We start from the raw sequence: 20,402 nt of genomic DNA on the forward strand, positions 1-20,402 counted from the left end.
ACAACCGCCGCTGGAACGATAGTTTTTATGCTTTCACTTGACAGAGAACACGGTTGCTCCGCGGGACTTTCTCCGGGGGTGACGATCTGACTATTTTTGAACAACCTGAGTATTTCAATAGCCTTTTAAACTGTTCAGATAAAAATGGAGTCATCACATGGATAACAAAAAGCAAATGTTACGCAGAAACAAAATGATTGCCACCGGATTAATGGTCGGAGCAGCAATACTTTTTGTGATTGCACGAACCCAGAAGGGGAGTGGCGCGTGGGAGTGGGTGGCTGCTTTTGCAGAAGCTGCCATGGTTGGAGCACTTGCCGACTGGTTTGCTGTTGTGGCTCTTTTCAGACACCCTCTGGGTATCCCAATCCCTCACACTGCCATAATCAAAAATAAAAAAGATGCCATAGCTGGGAATCTTGCAAATTTTATTCGGGACAAGTTCCTGGCTCCTGAAACTCTGGCAGGCAAACTCAAAGAATATGATCCGGCTGAGCGTCTTGCTTCATATTTGATATCCGGCAACAATGCGGATGTGTTGGCTAGGGGGGCAGTCCGTATTTGTTCCGAGTCTTTGGATTTTATGGACGATGATCGTGTTCAAAGGTTACTTCAAGCTGCACTGTCCAACAGGATAGAAAATTTTGATCTAGCATCTTCAGCAGCAGTTTTGATTGATACCCTCAGGAACAACAATCGCCATCAAGTAGTTCTGGATGACGTGATGGCTCGATGTGCGGCATGGCTTTCAAGCCCGGAGGCCCAAGCCAAGCTGGCAGTTGCCATAGACAACCTGGTAAAGAAAGAATATCCACTCCTTAGTCAATTCATACCCAACAGAGACCAGTTTTCAAAAGGAGCAGGAGAGAAGATCGTCAACAGGATCAATGAATTTGTTCAGGATGTCAGTGCTGATCCTGCCCATAAGTTCAGACAGACATTTGACATTACTGTGACTGATTTTGTTGTTCGATTGAAGTCTGATCAAGTATTGCGAACCCAGATAGAGACCGTAAAGCTTGAAGCGGTGCACAATACTTTTCTTTCCGATTACGTTAAGAATCTGGCAAACGATCTAAAGGTTTGGTTGTGCAATGACCTGGAACGGCCCGATTCAAAAATTCATGGGAAGATAGCAGAGGCTATTACCGGTTTTGGAAGTACGCTGGCTAAAAATCGTGAACTGAAAGATTCCTTGAATGAGCACCTTGAGACACTGGTTATCCGCTACGGGGATACAATGCGAACTGCCGTTGCCAAACATATTTCAGAAACAGTGCAGCAGTGGGAAACCGATGAGTATGTCAATGAAATCGAGTTGAGCATCGGCTCCGATCTGCAGTTCATACGTATGAATGGAACATTGGTTGGCGGGTTGATCGGCCTGCTGCTTCATGCAATCGCCTTGTTGCTTTAGAGGCCGCACATCCTTCCCACATAATTTCTGCATCAATCCTCTGTTCTTTATTCAGTTGAGTGTGCTTAGCTACAAGGCATGTGTGCCGAGTACACTCTCTTCAAGACCGGGCTGTCGACTGAAAGCGGTGGTAAAAACTCCCCAATCAGTTGACGTTCCCACCATTCATTCTCTCCAAAACTATAGCTGTAATATAAACACCGGATAAACCTAGGCGGAGCGTCAGGAAACGGATTTCTTGCCAGGAGCCCGATTATCTGGCGCTCCCCCAGAAGAAGCTGTGCCACAAGGTTTATGAACCAAGGGGAAAACCCACGGGAAGGCATGGCTTCAAACCACATCAGCCAGTCGAGACGCAGGTGGTAAGGGGCGATGAATGGTGGCCGCCTAAGCGGGTTCCCCGGTTTGCCGCGAAACTCGTACTCCTTCCAGGCCGTAAGCGGGGTCACCTTCATCTCTTCCGTTCCCTCAATAATTATTTCATAGCGATCGCGGGTGATGCTCCCGAAAGCCCCGTAGGTGTTGACGAGGTGAAACGGATCAAAGGAGGTATTCATGAGCTGTGCTTTTGAGATCAGGTTTCTGACAGGCTGCCAGCTCTTGATGACCACGAGGATCAGAAGACCCCAGATCAGGGCTTCAAAGAGCGGCGGTCTGGGCATAAGTAAAGGCGCATGCACCGGGAGATGATCTGCCAGATACGATCCATCGAGTGGGCTCAGGCAGAGGATTGCAGTCAACCAATTGAGCCAGGCGAAGTTGCCGCTCACGATGATAGAGCCCAGAAACAGCAGACAGATACAGGCTGCGATGCCGGCAACCGGCTGTGGCGCAAAAAAGAGGATCGGAAGAGCGACTTCAGCAAGATGGTTGAAGAGGACACCTGCCTTGTGCAGCCATTGCGGTAGTCGGTGAAAGAGGCGGCTGAGAGGGTTCGGCATCGGTTGCGATTCAAAGTGATAATCGAGGCAGGTGAGATCTCGCCAGCATGGGTCCCCACGTAGTTTTATCAATCCGGCGCCAAACATTACCCGGAATGCGAGCCAGCGAAACAGCCAGATAACAACCCAGTGAGGCTCGGTGGTGGATGGGCCAAGAAAGATTGCCAAAAAGCCGCTTTCAAGTAGAAGGGATTCCCAGCCGAAGGCATAGAAGGTCTGCCCGATATTCACGTAGGAGAGGTAGATGATCCAGAGCAGGAACCAGACCAGCATTGACAGGAACGTGCCTCCTGCATCCGAAAGTCCACTTGCAGCGCACAGCGAGAGTGCTACGCCGAGAATGGCGAATAGAAAATAGTAACGGTCCCCCTTCAGCATGTAAAAAATACTGGGTGAATTACGAAACGGAATTGCCTTAATGAAATGCCGCGCCGGAAGAAGTCCCTTGTCCCCGCACAGCGGGCGGAACTGGTTGAGTGCGACGAGGAAGGCCATCAGATAGATAAAGCCCAGACCGCGCTGAAGGAACAATCGAATGAGCCAGTAACCGTCAGCTTCCATGGTTCACCCCTTCATTCAGGCTCCCAGATTTCTTCTAAAAGTTTATCAGGATTTTCCCAGTGGGCAGGGGGTGGGAAACAATTTGCATCATCGTGCCACCGGCATATACTTATAAAAGAAGGTCGGGATGCGCTCCTTCCCGGATCTGAAAGAAGAGACGATGAGGCAGATGACATCAATCCACAAAGTCGCGGGTCCAAGAGTAACAGCCATCCAAGGAGGTACATCATGGAAAACCAAAACTTTGAAAATCGAACGTTTGAGAACCAGATACTTGAAAACCGAACCGCTACGACCGTCTCACATTTTCCCTCCATCAGTTGGGGCGCAATTTTTGGCGGAGTTGCCAGTGGCATTGCAGTACAGTTGGTGCTTACCGTATTAGGCTTGGCAGCAGGGCTTTCCGCTGTTGATCCACAGTCTGCGGAGCCGGTTGGCAAGATTCCCCTGCTGGCTGGATTGTGGACCGGAATCAGCCTGATCCTTTCTGCCTTTACCGGTGGATACATTGCCTCGAGAATGTCAGGTTACTCACGAAGGACCGATGGGGTTATGCACGGTATGGTAGCATGGGGAATCAGTACGTTGTTTTTTGCATATGCCTTGACCACCTCTGCAGGCTCCCTGATAGGTGGTGCTTTCAGCGTGGTGGGGCAGGGGGCTAAAGCGGTTGTTGGTGGTGCTGCAGCGACGGCAGGGGGGGTGGCCAGTTCCAAATCTTCCCAGAATCAGCTGGAGACGCTGTTGAAAGGTTCCGCCGGAGGTGGCGGTGAAATCAGTAAAGAATCAATGGCCGCACTTCAGCAACGTATGTCCGCGGGAGACCGCGACGGAGCAATCAACATAATGGTTAGCCGCATGGGTTTTACTGAAGACCGGGCAACACCGATTGTAGACAAAGGAATGGCACTGTTTGGATCGGCCCAGAATATGCCGCAACAAGCCAGAGATGTGGCTACTTCAGCGGTTTCAGGAGTATCAAAAGTATCTTGGGGTCTGTTCGTGGCCCTGCTTTTGTCGATGATTCTTGGGCTGTCAGGCGGTGCAATGGGGGCGCGGGCTACGGAAAGGCGCCGCCACCCACTGGCACATATATAGACATTCGCTTCACATAAAACACTTGAAGACCTGTCGCTGCTCTGATGACAACGACAGGTCTTTTTTTTTGCAACTACTTCAAGGAAAATGGCTTCAGGGTTCATGAGGAATAACCGGCGAATAAATACCTATTAACCTAGGAATAGTATACAATGATTCATATGATTAATTTTGTCCCGATCTTGCCAGACAGTCCGCATTACTTTAGCTTTCCATTTATCTCCCTTCACTTCAATCCGTTGAAAACCTGTTTTCCCCAGATGTTATGCAGGTTCCGAAAGTACAGTGGAAAGTGTTGCCGGTTGGCCGTGTAAAGAGAAGCCCGAAGTTTATTAGCAACAACCAGATAAGGAGAGAAAATGATTATCAAACGCGGTAGTGTTGTAAGTCACACAGGAGCGCAGGAGTGGGGCTCTGGCAAGGTAGTGGAAGTGACTCCTGTGAAGGCGACGATACAATTCAGTGATGGAATCATCAGAAAAATAGCCGCTTCCCATTACACCGTCCTGCAGTCGGCTGATCCGGTTTCTTTCGTGTCGGCTCCCGATAAGATTCCGGTAGTCAAGGCTCGCTCGACTGTTAAAAAATTGAAAAAGGTGAAACAGCCGGTAGTCTGATGAGCGGTTCATCGCTTTGATCCCCCTGCGAAAGCAGGATTTTGCAGGGGGATCAAGCAGCCTCAGCCGCCTCGTATTGATTCGATCCTAAGATTGCCTGTAGGTGGACGGGATGCAGCCACAGAAAAGGAAAAGGCCGGTGAGAAGCGTTAGTGACAGAGCGTATCTCATTTAGCAGATTCTTTGACTTTTTTCCCCGCTTCTTCAATCTTATTCCCTGCTTTTTCCGCCGACTCTTTTATCTTTTTACCTGCACTATTCGTAGCCTCATCAATATTCCTTCCCGCACGCTCGGCAGCACCTTCCTTTTTGCAGGCAACGCAGGAAATGACGATCATTGCACTACACAAAATCACTAAAGCTTTTCTTGAAACAGACATGATGTAACTCCTTTGGATGTGTTTATGGTTTTTCTGCATGCTGTGCCCATTCCGGTTATTCGGAAGGGGCGTCGGGGTTCCTGGCAGATTCAAGTTCCCGCTTCTGGTGGTAAAAAAAACGGACCATGTAGTATTCGAACGGGTAGCCGCTCTCGAAGTAGCGGAAACTCTGCCGGTGCCGCATGTCAACCGCCTCCAGGGATGTCACTCCCGTGGAGATCTCAAAGCTGTGACCGGTACCTGAAAACGGAGCGGCCGCGGTGTAGATTCCGTAAGTTATGCCGGTGTCTACAGCCAGTCCGCTGGTGTCGCGCACGGATGAAGGGCCGAAGAGGGGCAGGACCAGATAGGGACCGGAGCCGGCACCCCAATAGCCCAGGGTCTTGCCGAAGTCCTGGACGTGCCGGTCCAGACCGAAGCGGGTGGCAGGATCGAATAAACCGCCTATGCCGATGGTACTGTTCGTCACAAAGCGCCCCAGGGTTGTCAGGGATTCTTTTCCCTTGAGTTGGAAAAGACTGTTGGAAAGGTTACGAATCTCGGAGAGGTTGTTGTAAAACCCGGAGACCCGGTCCTGAACGAAAACAGGAGTAATCTCTTCATAGCCTTGTACCACCGGAAGGAATACGTATGAGTCGAAGTAATAGTTGAAGCGATAGATACTCCGGTTGAATCCTTCCCAGGGATCGTATACTTCGGCGAAACGCTGGTCCTTGAACTCCTCAATGGTATGCATGGGAGGAACTTCCGATAAGGTAGCGGAGGTAGTAATGGCGCAGCCCCCGGAAAGAAGTGCAAGGGACAGGAAACAGGTCGCCAGAGAAATTCTGATCACATTGCATCGAGTCATGGTGTGCCCCCTGCTGTGTTGAAGAAACCGACCATATGAGCCAGGTTATCCTTATACTCCAGATTGCCGAGATGTCCGCCGCGGGGATAGACCTTGGCCCTGGCTCCAAACAATTGCTTTAGATATTCAAGCTCATCCGGCGCCAGAATGAAGTCGTTTTCGTTTGTCATCACCCCGATTTTGGGTGAGGCGCTGAGGTAGTCATTGATGCTTTTGAGACTTTCAGAAGCGATCAGCGCTTGCTTTGTGAGTCCCGGCCTCTTCTGCTGGAAGTAGGGATAAAAGTATTCATTGAAGTAATCGAAGAAACTCAAATGACTGGAAACCAGGAAATAGTTGAAGATGGAATCGGTCGCCTTGAGCACCCTGTTCTTCGGCACCACATAGCCTCCCCCGGTCATAACGTCGGAAGAGAAGATCATGCCGGCCAGATTGATGCGATAGGCAAGCGCGATCAGCCCTCCGGTCTCTTCTTTCGAGAAAAGTTTTTCTTCATAGATGGAGTAGATGAAGTCGTCGTTGATGCCGATGAAGTTGCCGTAGCGATAATGGTTGGCAAATTTGTCCAGCATCTTGTTAAAGAAAACTCCCTCCTTTTTAGCGCCCCCGGGGATGTTCTTCAACAGCCCTTCTATCCGGGTAATCGAGTTGTACAGGCTCACCGAAGGGTTGATCATCAGGACTTTACGGAAATTGAAGCTCTTACGTTCCTCGTCCAGTTTGGCCACGAAGGCGGCCTGGGTGCCTCCCAGGCTGTAGCCGCAGAGGTTGAAATCGGATACTTCGATATCTCCCTTGACCTTGTCCCAGGCACTTTCCATTGCGCGGTAAAGGTCCTCGGTATCCTCGGTAAGGTCTCCGGGAACGCGACTTTGGGATGCAGAGATAACAAAGTTGGCGTTGGAAGGAGAAGGGAGTGTGATGACGTGGTAACCGGCCTTATAGAAGGCTTTCATCATGGTAACAATTTTGGAGGACTGACCGCTGGAACCGGCCCCGGCGATCAGGAAGATCAGCGGGGCTTTCTTTTTCTGGTAGGCAAAATTGCAGAGCAACCCCTGGTCATAAAAGAAGATCGGAGGCTTCTCGCGCTCGGGTAGGACATCAAGCACAAGCTGCTTCATGCGTATCTCAGAGGGGAGTTCCCCCATGAGTGCAGTTGGTGTTCCGAGGATGGTAGCCTCATAAGAGCCAGGAATCGGGTAGTCGTAGCCCTTATCCTCCGCAAAGCTTGAGACAGGAAGTAGAAGAAGGCAGATCGTGATTAGTAATCTCAGCTGTTTCATGCGTTAGCTCCATTTTTCTCGTTCGGGTTCATCTGTCGCTACAGAGCCTCAACTGTAACCTTCGGAGGCGGAACCCGGTTTTTTGTCGTTCTACTTCTCGAAGCTGGGACGAATGGCCTTGAAAAAAGCATTTTTGATCAGTTCAACAGTAATCTGCCAGGTGCTTGTCTCCGGGTTTTTCAGTGATCCCGAAATATCGGCTTTGGTGGCTACCTGCTGCCGCGGCCTGTTTTCCAGAAGCTGCGCAACTCCGCCGACCATCAACTCGTACGCCTGGCCGGAGATGCTCTTGCCTTTGTCCTGACGTCTGTCATACACGTTCATATCTTTGAAAAACGGTTTGAAATACCCGCTGATTTTTTCGTTTTTAATGTTCAGTTCCGAAATCAGAGAGAAGGTTCCCCTGGAGACATCGAAATTGCCATATGCTCGCAAAAAGTCATTCATCTGAACCAGACTGGTAGTATCCACTTTGATATGGAGGTCAAGGTCAGGCCCGTTGTTTTCCGGTCTAAACTCCCCGGACACTGTGGTACTACCGCTTCCCATAAACTTTCCCTGCAGCAGCGCTTTGGAGGATCCTTGCGAAAACTGGTTTGAAAAATTGCTGAGACGGAAATTGGCGTCGGAAAGGAAAATGCGGTAGTTTTTACCGACAGCGTTATTCACTATGCCCAGGTTGCACCCGGTCAGGTTCAACTGATCGGCGCTGATAAGCACGCCCGGTTTATTGCTGAGTTTGCTGGCCGCCTTTCCAACCACGACGGCTTTTTTTAACTCAGCGCCAGCTGTTTTTTTCGAATGTATATAATCGAGCTTCATCCCCTGGATAGTCAGTATGTCCAGATGGGCCACTTTCACTTTCGGTGCGTATTCCACATTTCCGGATGCACCTAATACCCCGCCGCTAATGGAAAGATTGGAGCGGGCAATTACCGGCCGGAAATAGTCAACCGGAACATTTTCCAATTTCAGATGAGCTTTGACCCCTGGTATCGGTTCAGCAAGAAAATTTGCCTTGCCGTCGATGGTACCGTGCCCGGTGTCGAAGATAGAAGTATCGAGGTGAAAAGATGAGGGGTACACCTTGTCAGGCAAATGGATGTTACGGATGTTACTTGCTTGAAGATTCATGTGACTCAGGACAAGAGGTCTCTTGGGATCCTGGTCGATGTAGGTGATACTCCCCTCATTCACCCTCAGGGAGTTGATCTTAAGGGGATAGATATCTTCTACCGCCTGCTGCCAGCCTCGCTCTCTTATCGAAACCTTATTGGCTGCTTCGTTTTGCAGTTGCTTCAGGTTTATGTGGAGGTTTGGCTCTTTCAGAACGAACTCGGCGAACAACTTGCCAGAGAAAATCTCGCGCCAGTGGATGCGTGCCTTTATAGAAGGAAAATAGGCCAGTGGAGGATCAGGATGCGCCTGCTGCCGGACAGTAAGCCCTTTCAGGGTGAGAGAGAGGTCAATCAAGCGGATGTGCAGGCCTGGAAGAGTAACGGAATAACCCTTCAGGTCGCGATTGATTTTCTTTTCAATAGTACTGCGCAGCGGTCCATCGAGAAAAAAAGGCGCCAGGAAGAGGATGAGCGCAACTGCTGCACCTATCCCTGCCAACCAGAACAATGGTCGTGGAATCTGCCGTTTTCTGAGAAGCTTGCTTTCTGATTGCTCAACCATGCTATCTCCAGGACCATAGATGCATCCGGCTTTGACTTTGGTGCAATTTCAACAGAGGGATAACGACAGCGTGGTGCAGAGCGGTACCAGACTGAATCGGTACCACTGCTGCACCACGCTTTTTCAATGATCTGGGTTTTTTAGTTAGTCGCGATCGTGCTTGTTATGGCCATTGCCCCGGCCATGGTGGTCATCGTAGTCATGGCGCCGATGTTTTTTGTAATGCTTCTTCTTGTAATATTTCGGGTCCCTTTCTACATATACCCGTCGATCCCTTTCCACATAATAGGGGCGGCCGCTATCCTGATAGACTCGTACACCCGGTGGGGGTGGCAGATAACCCTCCACCCGGACATTTACTCCAGGAGGAGCAGGCAGTCCTGGGAGTCCGGGAAGCCCGGGCAATCCAGGGAGGCCGGATGCTGAAACGGTGATGCTGGAAAGGGCTATAACCGCTGCCAGTGTAATCGTGGAAATAAATGACTTACTCATACGTGCTCCTTTTTTACTTGCTGATGCAACCTTGTTACCCGTGTTACGTGCGAGCAGCGAAACTGTTGGAACTAGTTAAAGAAATACCGGATGCCGACTGTGCTGGAAAAACTCGTCGGATCGAAATCGCCTCTGTGGCTGCCATTGCTGGTGATACTCGTATCGGGGGCTACGACGAACTTTGCCTCACCGGTCAGGGCTACCTGTTTCAATATGAAATAGTCGACGCCACCGCTGACATGAAAGCCGACCGTGGTGTCCACATCGCGTTTGGTCCCGTTATCAGGATCATAATCGCTAACCAGGATGTCGAGTCCAAGCCCGGCGTAGGGGACGAACTGGGGATTGGGAAGTGCGAAGCGATACTGTCCGCCGAGGGAATAATTGGTAACACCGAAATCTCCGGTATCGGAACCGAACATAGCACGAGTGATGTCCAGTTCAGCTGCGAAATGATCGTCGATGCCGTAAATAACGCCGCCGCCGCCGATGAAACCGGCATCCGTCCGATTGTTCCTGATATCCGTCTCATTGTCCGACGGAATCAGGAAGCCGAGCCTGCCGGTGACGCCGACTTTTCCTTTGATGCTGTCGGCCATGGCCGAACCCGAGGCCATTATGGTTGTTGCAAGGCATGTTATGGCTATAAGCTTCTTCATTATGGTCTCTCCTGATACTTGATTTAGGCATCGCAAAATATGGTTAGAGTTTCTACTGATGCTCACTTTTAAACGCCTCCCTTCAGTCCCCGCGGGGCTGAAGGGAGGACGTTGCCTGTTTATCTGTCCTATCTATCTGCCATGGTCGGAGTTTCCTCTTCCACGGTCAGAATCTCCTCTGCCATGGTCGGAGTTTCCTCTCCCATGCTCAGAATCTCCTCTTCCGTTGTTGTCGTGCGACCGCTCCTGGTGTGCATTTTCACGTTGTGTTTCTTCCCGCTGCTGCTGGCCATGTTGAGGCTGCTGCCTCTCGGGCTGCTGAACCTGGGGGCGCTGCTCCTGTCGTTGCTGTTGTTGCTGCTGCTGTTGTCGCTGCTGTTGCTGTTGTTGTTGCTGTTGGACAACTGGTCTCTGTTGCTGGACAACTGGTTTCTGCTGCTGAGGCTGCCTGACTTCAGGCCTTTGTTTATATTGCACCTGTCTTTGAGCTCGTAATTCCTGTCTTTGTTGTGCCGGACGGGGCCTGTAGTTCTGGACGCCCCAGGATTTTTGCCTTTCCCAGTGTTTGGTATTGTTCCAGCCCTTCCAGTTCTGTCTTAGCTGTGCGTTGGAAATCCTTTGCTGATTCCACCGGTGCCCGGACCAGTTACCGGTGCTGTAATACGTTCTCCAACCCGGATCAACATCGAAGTAGAACCTGGGGACACTGTTGTAATAGTTCCAACCGCGATTATAGTATTGCGAACGATACCAGTTACCTTCCCATGGACGCCACCACCAGCCATTCCAGAAAAACAGCTCTGCATCAATATCGGGAACGACATACACATTGTTGGTATCCGGAATTACGATCACATCCGGAGGTGACGCGAATACAATGGGAACCGGCAGGGAAATGCCGATGTCGATATTTACTGCTGCCATTGTCGGCACTGGAACCCACAGCACCAGTGCCAGAAGAATTGTAAGAATCACTTTTTTCATTTTTTTGCCCTTTCATTCTGCGGACACTCTACTTTCCGAAACCGCTCTACACTGACTGTCTCCAGCCATGATATCAGAACCGCACACCCAGGTTGGCAGTGGTGGCGAAACCATTCAGTTTTATATCCTGGCCGCCATATGAAGGTCGTGCCCAAAGATATTTTCCTTCTAGTCGGATGAAGAATTCATCGCTCAGATTGATGTTAAATCCTGCTCCGGCATGGAGCCCGTAGGTTATTTTTGTGCTGCCCTTGAAGTTGCCGGTATTGCCGCTCACATCTAAATCGGTGACATATCTTTATTCCATCAGCTCGAGATTACCCTTGATTCCAACTGCATCCATAATGGGTATTCCCAAAAAACGGGGGATCGAAGATCCCCCCATAACAAGAAGGAGGCTCCACAGAGCCTTTGCTGCAGTACTTATTTTGAATCTGCACCATGGAAGGCGTTCTTGACTTCAGTCCAGGCTTTTTCCGTGCTTCTTTTGATCTCTTCCCAAGTGCCATCGCTGGCGTCCTTCAACTCCTGCAACTTCATCCTGGCTTCTTCATACTTGTTTCTCAAAGCTTCGGTGGCATTGCAGTATTCAATCTTTGCCTCAGCCGTGGCTTTGTCTGCTTTGGCCTTTAACAGAGCAAGCTGTGCCTTCCATTCTTCCAGTTGCGCCGCAAGTTTTTCTTCGTATGCTACCCGTTTGTCCATATTGTTTACCTCTTTCTGATACTGTCTGCCTGCTAAACATTGTTCCCGTGAATGCTATTTTGTGCCGCTCTGAGCCAGCTCCGACCGTGCGCTGCCGATAGCAGCCAGGACCGGTTTGATGGAATCTTTAAGATTGTCACCGTCCTTGATGGCCTTCTGGGCAGACGGCGTAATAGTGTCGATGCCTTTGGGCGTAAGGTCATTCAAGAGGTAGTTCCTAATTTCCTTGATATCGGTTAGATAGGTTTTAAACGCGCCCTTAACTCCTACACTTGAATCGGATATGTTGCCGTAGACTGCGCCGAGCTCGGCACGGCGTTGTTCGCTGAGAGTCTGTATTTCGGGGTTGGTGTAGCTGTTGCCCTGCTTCTGCCATTCTTCAAAATACTCCTTGCCCTGGGCTCTCATCTTGTCTGAGTGCTGAAACAACCGTTTCCCCTGGTTTTCCAACGTGTCCACGTTTTTGGAATAGGTTTCGAAGGACTTCTTCACATCAAGTTGACCTGGTCGAATCAGATCTTCCAATGACGAGTCTGTCAGATTCACCTGAATAACTGCCTGTTGAATATCGGATTCCACCGTCTTCATGGTGGTGCCGGTTTTTTCGGACCGTTGCATGCCTGTTGTTGCGCAACCGCTAAGGCATGTAATGCCAGCGAGCAGTAAAGTGGCGAAGAAAGCTGCGTATCTGGTACTTAATTTCATGGGAATCTCCTGTTCTTTCAAACCTGCATAATGAATAAATCACATTGGATGCTTTACTTACCCAGTACTTTCTCCACCTGACCAATTTTTTCCTGAACTTTACCAATAATTTTTTCTTTTTTGCCTTCCGATTCCATGTTCTTATCTTCACAAATTTTACCGATAGCTTCTTTGATAGTACCCTTGACCTGGTGCAAGGTTCCCTCTGCTTGGTCCTTAGTGCTGTTTTTCATCGTGGTTTTCCTTTTTTGCAGACTACTTTCAGGGGCGGGAAGTTCCGCCCCTGCATAATCCCTTTATTTCACTATGACCTCAAAAAGAACTCTCATGTTGGCTTTGGCCGCATGTGAGTAAAGATCTTTCGGCGCTGCTTCATACTCAGCCGGTCTTGTCTCACCATATCCGACTATTGAAAGCCTGTCGGGTGTGACAATTCCTTCTTTAATAAGGTACTCTTCGACAGCCTTTGCCCTACGCTCGCTCAGCTTCTGATTGTATTCATCAGTGCCGGAAGCAGAGGTGTAACCTGCAATGCGGACCTTGGCTTTAGGGTTGTCTTTCAGAACCTGAACACTTTTCTTCAATATCACTTGAGATTCTTTGCTAAGAGTTGCCTTGTTGAAATCGAAATGCACATCTTCGAAAGCAAGAATAATAACTTTCTCTTCAACTTTAGGCGCAGTCGCAAGTACTTTTACCTGTTCCTCGATCTTTGGTGGCGGCACTTCCGCCACGACGATAACTACCTTCTCAATAGCTTTTGGTTGAGGTTTTGCCACAGGCTCAGGCGCTGCAACAGGTTTTGCCACAGGTTCAGGCGCTGCAACCGGGGTCGCTGCTTTTGAGGTGCCGCCAAAGGCAAAGACTACACCTGCGGTTGCATTGACATTGTGGTAAGCCTCCTGGAAGACCTCTGAAACCACATTGTCTCTGACATCAACCCGCAGGGCGACATGCTCTGCCACCCAATATTTCGCTCCTGCACCAAAACTTATGGCAGTCATGTCCTGGGTAGCTATCCTGGGACTGTAGTGAACGCCGCCGAGACCAGCCACGACATAGGGATTGAATTTGCCTTCAGGCATAAAGTGATAGAGCGCATCAAGATGATAGAAAGCAAGATTCACATCATTGGTAGGACTTCTGAACTGTCCTTCCTTTATGCCGGTTCTTGATTTGTCGTCTACGCGGGTATTGATAAATTCTACTGAACCTTCAAGACCGAAATGGTTGGTGAAGTTGTAACCGACCCGACCACCATAGATCAGGTTGTTGTTCAGGTTTTGTCCATTTTCGAACAGGTTGAAACCTACGAAAGGACTTATCTCCACGCTGCCTGCCTTTATCTCGGCATGGGCAGGTATAGGAAGGATACATGCCAGGGATAAAAAACCCGCGGCTATTATTTTTGCAACAGGAACTTTTTGAACAATGTTTTCCATCTGAAACCTCCTTTAAAATTGCAAGTACATGTTTGCTGGATTCTTGGAGGAGACAGGCTGCTGCCTGTCTCCTGAATCTGTTTCTCGATAAGTGATGGTTATGGTTTTACAATCGTACATTTATCCAAAGAAACTTGTCCGGCTGCTGCTCCCTGGATCAAGGCCCTTCCGTCAAGCCTTGAACCGGTCAACAATGAAATTGAGGTTCCGGCTAACAAGTTTCCCTTCATTTTTGAATTGGTCCCGAGAGTTATTGCGCTTCCTGCCGTCCAATAGATGTTTGCAGCCTGCGCATTTCCTGTCAGCCTAACTTCGCTGGTTGCCGACGTAGTGATCGAGGTTGCACTGCGGATGATGAAGATGGCATTCGCGTTGCCGCCGGCGTCCAGGTAGAGGATGCCGGCAGGGGAGATCTCGATCGAGCTGCCTGATTCATACAGTCCAGGAACCAGTGTCAGTCCGTTGATGTTGCCTGATAAAGGGGTAGGAGTTCCCCGTACGGCGGCGTTTGCATTGAGAAACGCAATTTCAGCGTCATTTTTTGCTGCAATCAGCATTGCAGGAACACCGGGAGGAGCTATGTCATCTGCTGCGTATATGGCGCCCAAAGTTACCTCCGGAGCAGTTAATCCGGCTATTGTGGATCTGACACCCGGGCTTACCCCGACATCTCCGACGATAGCGGAAGTCGGTATGTTGGTAATTGCCGAGTTCGACAAAATAGCGAATCTTGCTGCTGTTCCAAGGGGTACAATTGCCTGGCCCGCAGGGAATCCTACAGCCGTTGTAAAGCTCCATACCTTGTCACTCGCCAGTGCATTGCCGGCCAGGTCTTTGACTCCGTTGACTCCGCCAGCAATCGTGGCGGTATAGACGGTACCTGCTGTGAGGTCGCTGTTCGGGTTGAAGGTCGCGGTGGTGCCTTCATAGGTCACTGCGCCTGCAACGGGATTGAGCCCCTGTTTAAGGATAAAGGTCTGGTTGGTAATGGATGCAACATCCATTTCTTTGCTGAATGTTGCCGCTACATTGGTTCCGATCACAACATCATTGGCATTGTCAGCCGGGATTGTAGAAATCACCGTGGGTGCTAATACGTCCGGGGCTGCTCCGGTTTTCCAACTCCATGAATAGTTACTTGCCATTGGATTGCCTGCCAGGTCTTTGACCCCGGTGGTAATCGTGGAAGTATAAGTTGTGTTGGCTGCAAAATTTGCCGAGGGTGTGAAGGTCACGGTAGTCCCGGTATAAGTTACTGTACCCGGAACTGAGACCAGCGGGGTATCTGATCTGGTTACTTTTACGGTTGCTGTAGTGATGGTTAACTGATCCATCGGTTCGCTGAATCTTGCGCTGCTGGCACGGTTGGTGGGGAGGTCCATGCCGGTGAACCCTGCAGGATTTGTAAGGCTGGGAGTTGTGATGCCAGTAGCACCGTAAGCTCCTGTGGCAATGACGGTGGGTGCAAGAGTGTCCAAAGTTGTCCCGGTGGTCCAACTCCATGAGTAGCTACTTGCCATTGGTTTGCCTGCCAGGTCTTTCGCCCCGGTTGTTATCGTGGAAGTATAGGCCGTGTTGGCTGCAAGATTTGCTGCAGGTGTGAAGGTCGCGGTAGTCCCTGTGTAGGTCACGGTTCCTGCAACCGGCGTTGCCGGTGAACCGGTTGTTACCGTGTAGGTTGTCGAATTGATCGTAGCAGGATCCATCGCCTCACTGAAAACTGCAGTGCTGGTTCTGTTGACCGGCAGGCCGGTGGCACCATTAACAACACCGGTTGAGGTTACTGTCGGCGCAGTGTTGTCCAGGTCTGTCCCGGTGGTGAACTTCCAGTCATACTTGTTTACCAGAGCATTGCCAGCCAGATCTTTGGCCCCTGTGGTAATAGATGCGGTGTATGCGGTATTGCTCAAGAGATTGATGGCAGGGCTGAAGACCGCTGTTGCACCGGTATAACTCACGGTGCCTGCAACTGCCGCCGCGCCTGGCCCAGTCAGTGTAAAGGTTGTTGTGGTGATCGTTGCAGAATCCATTGCCTCACTGAAGGTGGCGGTGATTTTCCTGTTAAGCGGCACATTCCCGGCATTATTGGCAGGTTCTGTTGAAGTTACTGTGGGTGCGGTGGTGTCCGGATTGCTTCCTTTCCAGTTTCCGCATCCTGCGGCCAGCATGGCCAGCAAAGAGGCCATCAGAAACCACGTCAGTCGCCTGGAATATCTTTCTACTTTATTCATGAATTTCTCCCTTTTTAATTACTGCTTTTAAAAATCTACATCACCGTCACTAATTTCATTTGTTCATTCAGCATCCATATCTGTGTTCGAAGTGCTTCACCATTTTTCCTCCTTGTGTTCACATGACAGTTAGCAGCAAAGTTCCTTCCTTCTATTTTTTGAAGCTGTTGAGCCATTGCCATCCATTGCTCAGCTCCGGAAAAGCGGCGCCATAATGGACCGTCTTGACAGGGTCGACAGGGGAGATGTTGAGGGAGACTGTTTCTTCTATCAGTTCGACTCCAGGGCCTCCTGGGGTGTGATTCTTTGCCCCTGCAGTGCTGAAGGAGTTGAAGGCTACCTGGGAGTTGCCATAGGGTACCAGCTCATCGCTTCTGTGGTGCGACATGCGCATCGGCATGGTTGGCGCCCAGTTGCGGTAGGAATCGTTCTCCCTGAGCAGGGTAACCACTGTACTTGTATCGCTGATCAGCTGGTCTATGAACTGTTGCGCCAGGATGCTCTTTGGCACGATCAAGTTCACTGGATTGAAGATCATCCCCATGGCCTCGCTGATTGTGTTTGCTTGCGAAACACCGGCGAACAGTGGAGGAATCGTGGTGTTGAATGAAGGCTTCATGGCGAAGTCGGCGCTGAAGAACGGGGTCGTGCCTCCATAGGCATACTGATAGCTGGTGAGTATGAAAGGGAGAAAGTAGGGTGCCTTGCTGGCCGTATCGGAAAGCATCACTCCGCGCATGACTCCGGAGAGATCATGGGGACCGGAAAGAGGGGCCGAGGCGGTGACGGTGAACTCAGCGGCATGGTTCAGTTGCAGTTCACGCGTTGTTGCCATGGTCACGTACCCGCCCGCCGAATAACCCATCAGGAAGAGCTGGTTGTTCCATGAACAGGGGGTGGTGCCGGTTCCTATGATGTCGCGACTTGCCCTGAGCATGTCGATCACCTGCTTGGCAAGGGAAGCACCATGCACATAAGGTTGCGGGTCGGTATTATCGCCCATTCCTTGGTAGTCGGCCATGGCAACGGCATAGCCGGTGGCGGCGATTGCGGTTGCGACCATCACTTCCGGGTAGTCGGCGGCTCTGTCTCGATGAAGCAGATACTGTGACGGAGAGTAGGGGCGGTACATCTCCGTGCCGTGCTGGTACATGAGGATCGGGACCGCTGGTGTGGTGCCTCCGAGGGAGGCGGGAAGAATCGATGCCGGCAGCATCAGCAACCCGGTCATGGAGTGCAACTGCCCATCTGCGCCGGTGGATTGGTAGGTTACCTTTCTCATTTCAACGTTATATGCCGCGTTGGTCAGAAGAGGTCCGAAGCTGCTGGCGAACCCGTTGACCCCGGACCATTCCCATCCGCCCAAGGTGCTGGATGCGGTCTGCTGGGTGCTGCTTGTTATGTCCGAATACAAGGTAAGCGCATCAATTCTCACCTGTTTAGCTTCTTGAAGGAGTGATTTTGAACCGCAGCCAGACATGAAGAGGGTGGCAGAAACGACGGCTGTACCAAGGATGCGCACTACATTGGATGTTTGAAGCATGTTGTTCCTTTCCTTGTATGCCTTGTGTACTCGCTGTAAAAGGGCGGGCGTCGCACAGAGGAATGTGATAAGATAAATGTTTACTGACTACAGTACTTTTCGACCCTGAATGATGCGTAGCAGCACCACAATGATTGCAATGACCAAAAGAAGGTGGATCAGGCCCCCCAATGTATATGAAGTAACTATTCCCAATAACCACAGCACTATTAAAATGACACTGATTGTCCAAAGCATATGTTTCTCCTTTTGCAACTAGGTTTTACTTTTTTAACAAAATACACAATGCTGACATCTCTATAAAATCGGAGCATGTCCGCATGTTCCATAGGTTTACGGGAAGGAGAATCGGTGCTTGTCCTATGGAAGACTGGTTTTATCGAACCTATGTCATCCTGAAATTGCAGGTAGAAGATTAAAATCGCAATTTGGGATGCTGGTATTATTGAAAAAATAGTGTGGCTATAGGACAAACACCTAGTTTTAGCTTCATTAGTTCTTATGTGGTTTTGTGACTGTCTCCGATACCAGATTCAGACACCCGCGTATTTTCCCCGGGCACAATCTGGAGCATAAAGAGTATCCAAAATGGAAGGTAACAATGGGAAAGAAAAATGACATGATTCAGCCGGCAGATGCAGTGGAACTACCAGGCAAGGCTGAAGTGTCTGTGCGGGCGGACGAAACGGAGTTGACTGCCAGTTCTCAAGATGTTGAACGGCGCGTTCTGCATGAGTTGCAGATCGGTCAGATCGAACTGGAATTGCAAAATACGGAGCTTCGCCAGTCCCGGGATGAAGTTGAGTCGGTACTGGAGAATTACACCGAGCTTTATGATTTTGCACCGGTCGGTTATTGCACCCTCCACCGGGATGGTGCTATCCAGCGCATAAATGTGATCGGCGCCATTCTCCTAGGGGAAAAGCGCTCCAAATTAATCAACCTTCGTCTGAGCCAGTTTGTCTCCGATAACAACACAGCATTTTTTGATGAAATGCTGGCCACAGCGTTCAATGGTCAGCAGAAAAAAGCTCATTGTGAGGTTGTCATTCATCCAAGAGGGCTCCGGTCACCCACCACCGTGCAGATTGTGGCCATGGCCTCGGCTACCGCTGATGAATGTCTGGTCGTTATTATCGATATCACCGAGCGCAAGCGGTTGGAGGCACAGACTCGAGCCGCGGAGTTGCTGGCGCTTAACAGTCAATTGGTCCAGGAAATCGAGAACCGGAAAAAACTGGAAAAAACACTGCTGGATTCTCAGAAAAGGCTGCGTAACCTTACAGCCAACCTGCAGTCCATCCGGGAGGAGGAGCGCAAGGCGATTGCCCGTGAAATCCATGATGAGTTGGGACAATTGCTTGCCTCCGTCCAGTTGGGAGTATCATTTTTGGCCGGTGAATATTCGAATCACCAAAATCTTGTCGCCAAGACACGAGAAATGGAGATTCAGATTGCAGAGGGGATTAAGACCGTACAGCGTATTTCAGCTGAACTGCGACCGGCGATGCTCGATGTGCTTGGTCTGGCCGACGCCCTGGAGTGGCAAAGCCAGGACTTTCAGAAACGAACCGCAATAGAATGCAAAATAAATGTTCTGCTACTGGAAAATCGTGTTCATCCCGATGTGGCAACAGCACTCTTCAGGATTTTTCAGGAGTCGCTGACCAATGTGCAGCGACATTCACAGGCCACGAGAGTGGAGGCGCAGCTGGTGCAGCGGAGTCGATATTACAGTCTCACGGTCCGCGATAATGGAAGGGGAATCACTTCAGAGGAAATTGCCTCTCCTCAATCCATCGGACTGATAGGCATCAGGGAGCGGGTATTTATCATCGGGGGTAGCATGAGGATCTTCGGCTCTTCAGAACAAGGAACTGCGCTGTTTGTCCGTGCGCCAGTCACACCAAAGGAGACATCGTATGTCACTCAAGAAAATCATCATTGCTGATGATCACGTTATATTTCGCGAAGGTCTGAAGCAGGTGATTTCGTCAGCCGAGAACATGGTTGTTACGGATGAGGCGAGCACGGGCCAGGAATTGTTGCAAAAAGTGCAGGAAAACGATTATGACCTGGTAATTCTGGATATTTCCATGCCGGGGAGGAACGGGCTCGACACTCTGGTAGAGCTGAAAAAGGTCAGGCCCAAGCTGCCGGTCCTCATTCTGAGTATGCACCCGGAAGAGCAGTATGCGCTCCGGGCCTATAAGTCAGGGGCTTCCGGGTACATGACCAAGGGGAGTCCGGTCAGCGAATTGCTTGATGCCCTGCGCAAGCTTGCACTGGGCAAAAAATATGTCAGTGCAGATCTGGCGGAGGCCATGATCTGCGGCCTGGGCGAACCTACTCAGATAGAGATCCAGCATACGCTTTCAAACCGTGAATACCAGGTGCTGTGCATGATCGCTTCCGGTAAAACGGTTGGCAGTATCGCCGACGAACTTGCCCTGAGCGCCAAGACCATAAGTACCTATCGCAGCCATATCCTTCGAAAACTCAACATGAAAAACAACAGTGAAATGACGCGTTTCGCCATCGAGAATTGCCTGGTGTAAAGGTCTGCCTAGGCAAAACAATCAAATTCTCTCGCCCCCTTTGTCTCTTCCCAGATAGTTTGAAAAGGTGCCTTCCTCGATGTCTTCGCCCCGGCAGCTGGCAGATACGAAAACCAAGAAGGTCAGGCCTCCCTGGCATTTGATTTTGGTCTTTGGCTGCTTATTAAAGTCGATAGAAAATGGCTAGAGGTCCGACAGGCTCCTGGGCTACAGAAAAAAATCGGCCAAGCAGTACTTTCGAAGTCCGCACCGG

At 50.2% G+C, this 20,402-nt stretch carries 21 protein-coding genes; 5 read left to right on the forward strand and 16 right to left on the reverse strand.

All coding sequences use genetic code 11. The features are described from left to right. Positions 1–157 precede the first annotated feature (157 nt). On the forward strand, positions 158–1,417 hold the full coding sequence (locus KJB30_RS11370; RefSeq protein ID WP_214299269.1) for a DUF445 domain-containing protein: 1,260 nt from the start codon (positions 158–160) through the stop codon (positions 1,415–1,417). A gap of 65 nt (positions 1,418–1,482) precedes the next feature. Here KJB30_RS11370 and KJB30_RS11375 read toward each other — a convergent pair whose 3' ends face one another. Continuing rightward, complete coding sequence (locus KJB30_RS11375; RefSeq protein ID WP_214299271.1) at positions 1,483–2,919, reverse strand: lipase maturation factor family protein; 1,437 nt, start codon at positions 2,917–2,919, stop codon at positions 1,483–1,485. A 228-nt stretch (positions 2,920–3,147) separates the two neighbouring features. On the opposite strand from KJB30_RS11375, the gene KJB30_RS11380 reads away from it, so the two are divergent. Then, the gene (locus KJB30_RS11380; RefSeq protein ID WP_214299273.1) at positions 3,148–4,017 is read left to right on the forward strand and encodes a hypothetical protein; all 870 of its coding nucleotides are present in this window, start codon (positions 3,148–3,150) and stop codon (positions 4,015–4,017) included. A gap of 359 nt (positions 4,018–4,376) precedes the next feature. Then, positions 4,377–4,634, forward strand: a complete 258-nt coding sequence (locus tag KJB30_RS11385) for a DUF3553 domain-containing protein (RefSeq protein WP_214299275.1) — start codon at positions 4,377–4,379, stop codon at positions 4,632–4,634. A gap of 167 nt (positions 4,635–4,801) precedes the next feature. On the opposite strand, the gene KJB30_RS11390 is transcribed toward KJB30_RS11385, so the two are convergent. The 15 genes from KJB30_RS11390 to KJB30_RS11460 all read right to left on the reverse strand — a co-directional run bounded on the left by KJB30_RS11390 (position 4,802) and on the right by KJB30_RS11460 (position 17,828). Beyond that, a complete protein-coding gene (locus KJB30_RS11390; protein WP_214299277.1) occupies positions 4,802–5,014 on the reverse strand; it encodes a hypothetical protein in 213 nt (70 codons plus the stop codon). 55 nt (positions 5,015–5,069) lie between these two features. Next, on the reverse strand, positions 5,070–5,864 hold the full coding sequence (locus tag KJB30_RS11395; protein WP_214299279.1) for an MlaA family lipoprotein: 795 nt from the start codon (positions 5,862–5,864) through the stop codon (positions 5,070–5,072). Continuing rightward, positions 5,861–7,150, reverse strand: coding sequence for an alpha/beta hydrolase (locus KJB30_RS11400; protein WP_214299281.1), 1,290 nt, complete (start codon positions 7,148–7,150; stop codon positions 5,861–5,863). Before KJB30_RS11400 ends, KJB30_RS11395 begins: the two co-directional genes overlap by 4 nt. Positions 7,151–7,240: 90 nt before the next feature. Beyond that, positions 7,241–8,830, reverse strand: a complete 1,590-nt coding sequence (locus KJB30_RS11405; RefSeq protein WP_214299283.1) for a DUF748 domain-containing protein — start codon at positions 8,828–8,830, stop codon at positions 7,241–7,243. Between the two features lie 144 nt (positions 8,831–8,974). Further along, positions 8,975–9,322: a hypothetical protein gene (locus tag KJB30_RS11410; RefSeq protein WP_214299285.1), complete on the reverse strand. Its 348-nt coding sequence runs from the start codon at positions 9,320–9,322 to the stop codon at positions 8,975–8,977. Positions 9,323–9,393: 71 nt separating this feature from the next. Next, positions 9,394–9,981 (reverse strand): outer membrane beta-barrel protein, encoded by a 588-nt coding sequence (locus KJB30_RS11415; RefSeq protein WP_214299287.1) that lies wholly within the window; start codon positions 9,979–9,981, stop codon positions 9,394–9,396. Positions 9,982–10,113: 132 nt separating this feature from the next. Continuing rightward, positions 10,114–10,965, reverse strand: coding sequence for a hypothetical protein (locus KJB30_RS11420; protein ID WP_214299289.1), 852 nt, complete (start codon positions 10,963–10,965; stop codon positions 10,114–10,116). Positions 10,966–11,038: 73 nt separating this feature from the next. Then, complete coding sequence (locus tag KJB30_RS11425) at positions 11,039–11,242, reverse strand: hypothetical protein (protein ID WP_214299291.1); 204 nt, start codon at positions 11,240–11,242, stop codon at positions 11,039–11,041. 146 nt (positions 11,243–11,388) lie between these two features. Continuing rightward, complete coding sequence (locus KJB30_RS11430; RefSeq protein ID WP_214299293.1) at positions 11,389–11,670, reverse strand: sll1863 family stress response protein; 282 nt, start codon at positions 11,668–11,670, stop codon at positions 11,389–11,391. A 54-nt stretch (positions 11,671–11,724) separates the two neighbouring features. Next, on the reverse strand, positions 11,725–12,375 hold the full coding sequence (locus tag KJB30_RS11435) for a hypothetical protein (protein WP_214299295.1): 651 nt from the start codon (positions 12,373–12,375) through the stop codon (positions 11,725–11,727). A gap of 53 nt (positions 12,376–12,428) precedes the next feature. Next, on the reverse strand, positions 12,429–12,608 hold the full coding sequence (locus KJB30_RS11440; protein WP_214299297.1) for a CsbD family protein: 180 nt from the start codon (positions 12,606–12,608) through the stop codon (positions 12,429–12,431). Between the two features lie 63 nt (positions 12,609–12,671). Beyond that, positions 12,672–13,817 carry an OmpA family protein gene (locus KJB30_RS11445; RefSeq protein ID WP_214299299.1) on the reverse strand — a complete coding sequence of 382 codons (1,146 nt, stop codon included), beginning with the start codon at positions 13,815–13,817 and terminating at the stop codon, positions 12,672–12,674. 98 nt (positions 13,818–13,915) lie between these two features. Continuing rightward, complete coding sequence (locus tag KJB30_RS11450) at positions 13,916–16,048, reverse strand: Ig-like domain-containing protein (RefSeq protein WP_214299301.1); 2,133 nt, start codon at positions 16,046–16,048, stop codon at positions 13,916–13,918. Positions 16,049–16,199: 151 nt separating this feature from the next. Next, complete coding sequence (locus KJB30_RS11455; protein ID WP_214299325.1) at positions 16,200–17,591, reverse strand: lipase family protein; 1,392 nt, start codon at positions 17,589–17,591, stop codon at positions 16,200–16,202. 87 nt (positions 17,592–17,678) lie between these two features. Beyond that, a complete protein-coding gene (locus KJB30_RS11460; protein ID WP_214299327.1) occupies positions 17,679–17,828 on the reverse strand; it encodes a lmo0937 family membrane protein in 150 nt (49 codons plus the stop codon). 364 nt (positions 17,829–18,192) lie between these two features. Between KJB30_RS11460 and KJB30_RS11465 the strand changes: the two genes are divergently transcribed. Together KJB30_RS11465 and KJB30_RS11470 are read left to right on the forward strand one after the other, a co-directional pair. Continuing rightward, complete coding sequence (locus tag KJB30_RS11465; protein WP_214299329.1) at positions 18,193–19,542, forward strand: sensor histidine kinase; 1,350 nt, start codon at positions 18,193–18,195, stop codon at positions 19,540–19,542. Next, positions 19,514–20,149: a response regulator transcription factor gene (locus tag KJB30_RS11470; protein WP_214299332.1), complete on the forward strand. Its 636-nt coding sequence runs from the start codon at positions 19,514–19,516 to the stop codon at positions 20,147–20,149. The genes KJB30_RS11465 and KJB30_RS11470 overlap by 29 nt, the downstream gene beginning before the upstream one ends. Positions 20,150–20,402: the final 253 nt, after the last annotated feature.

Source organism: Pelotalea chapellei, from assembly GCF_018531195.1.
Classification (GTDB): domain Bacteria; phylum Desulfobacterota; class Desulfuromonadia; order Geobacterales; family Pseudopelobacteraceae; genus Pelotalea; species Pelotalea chapellei.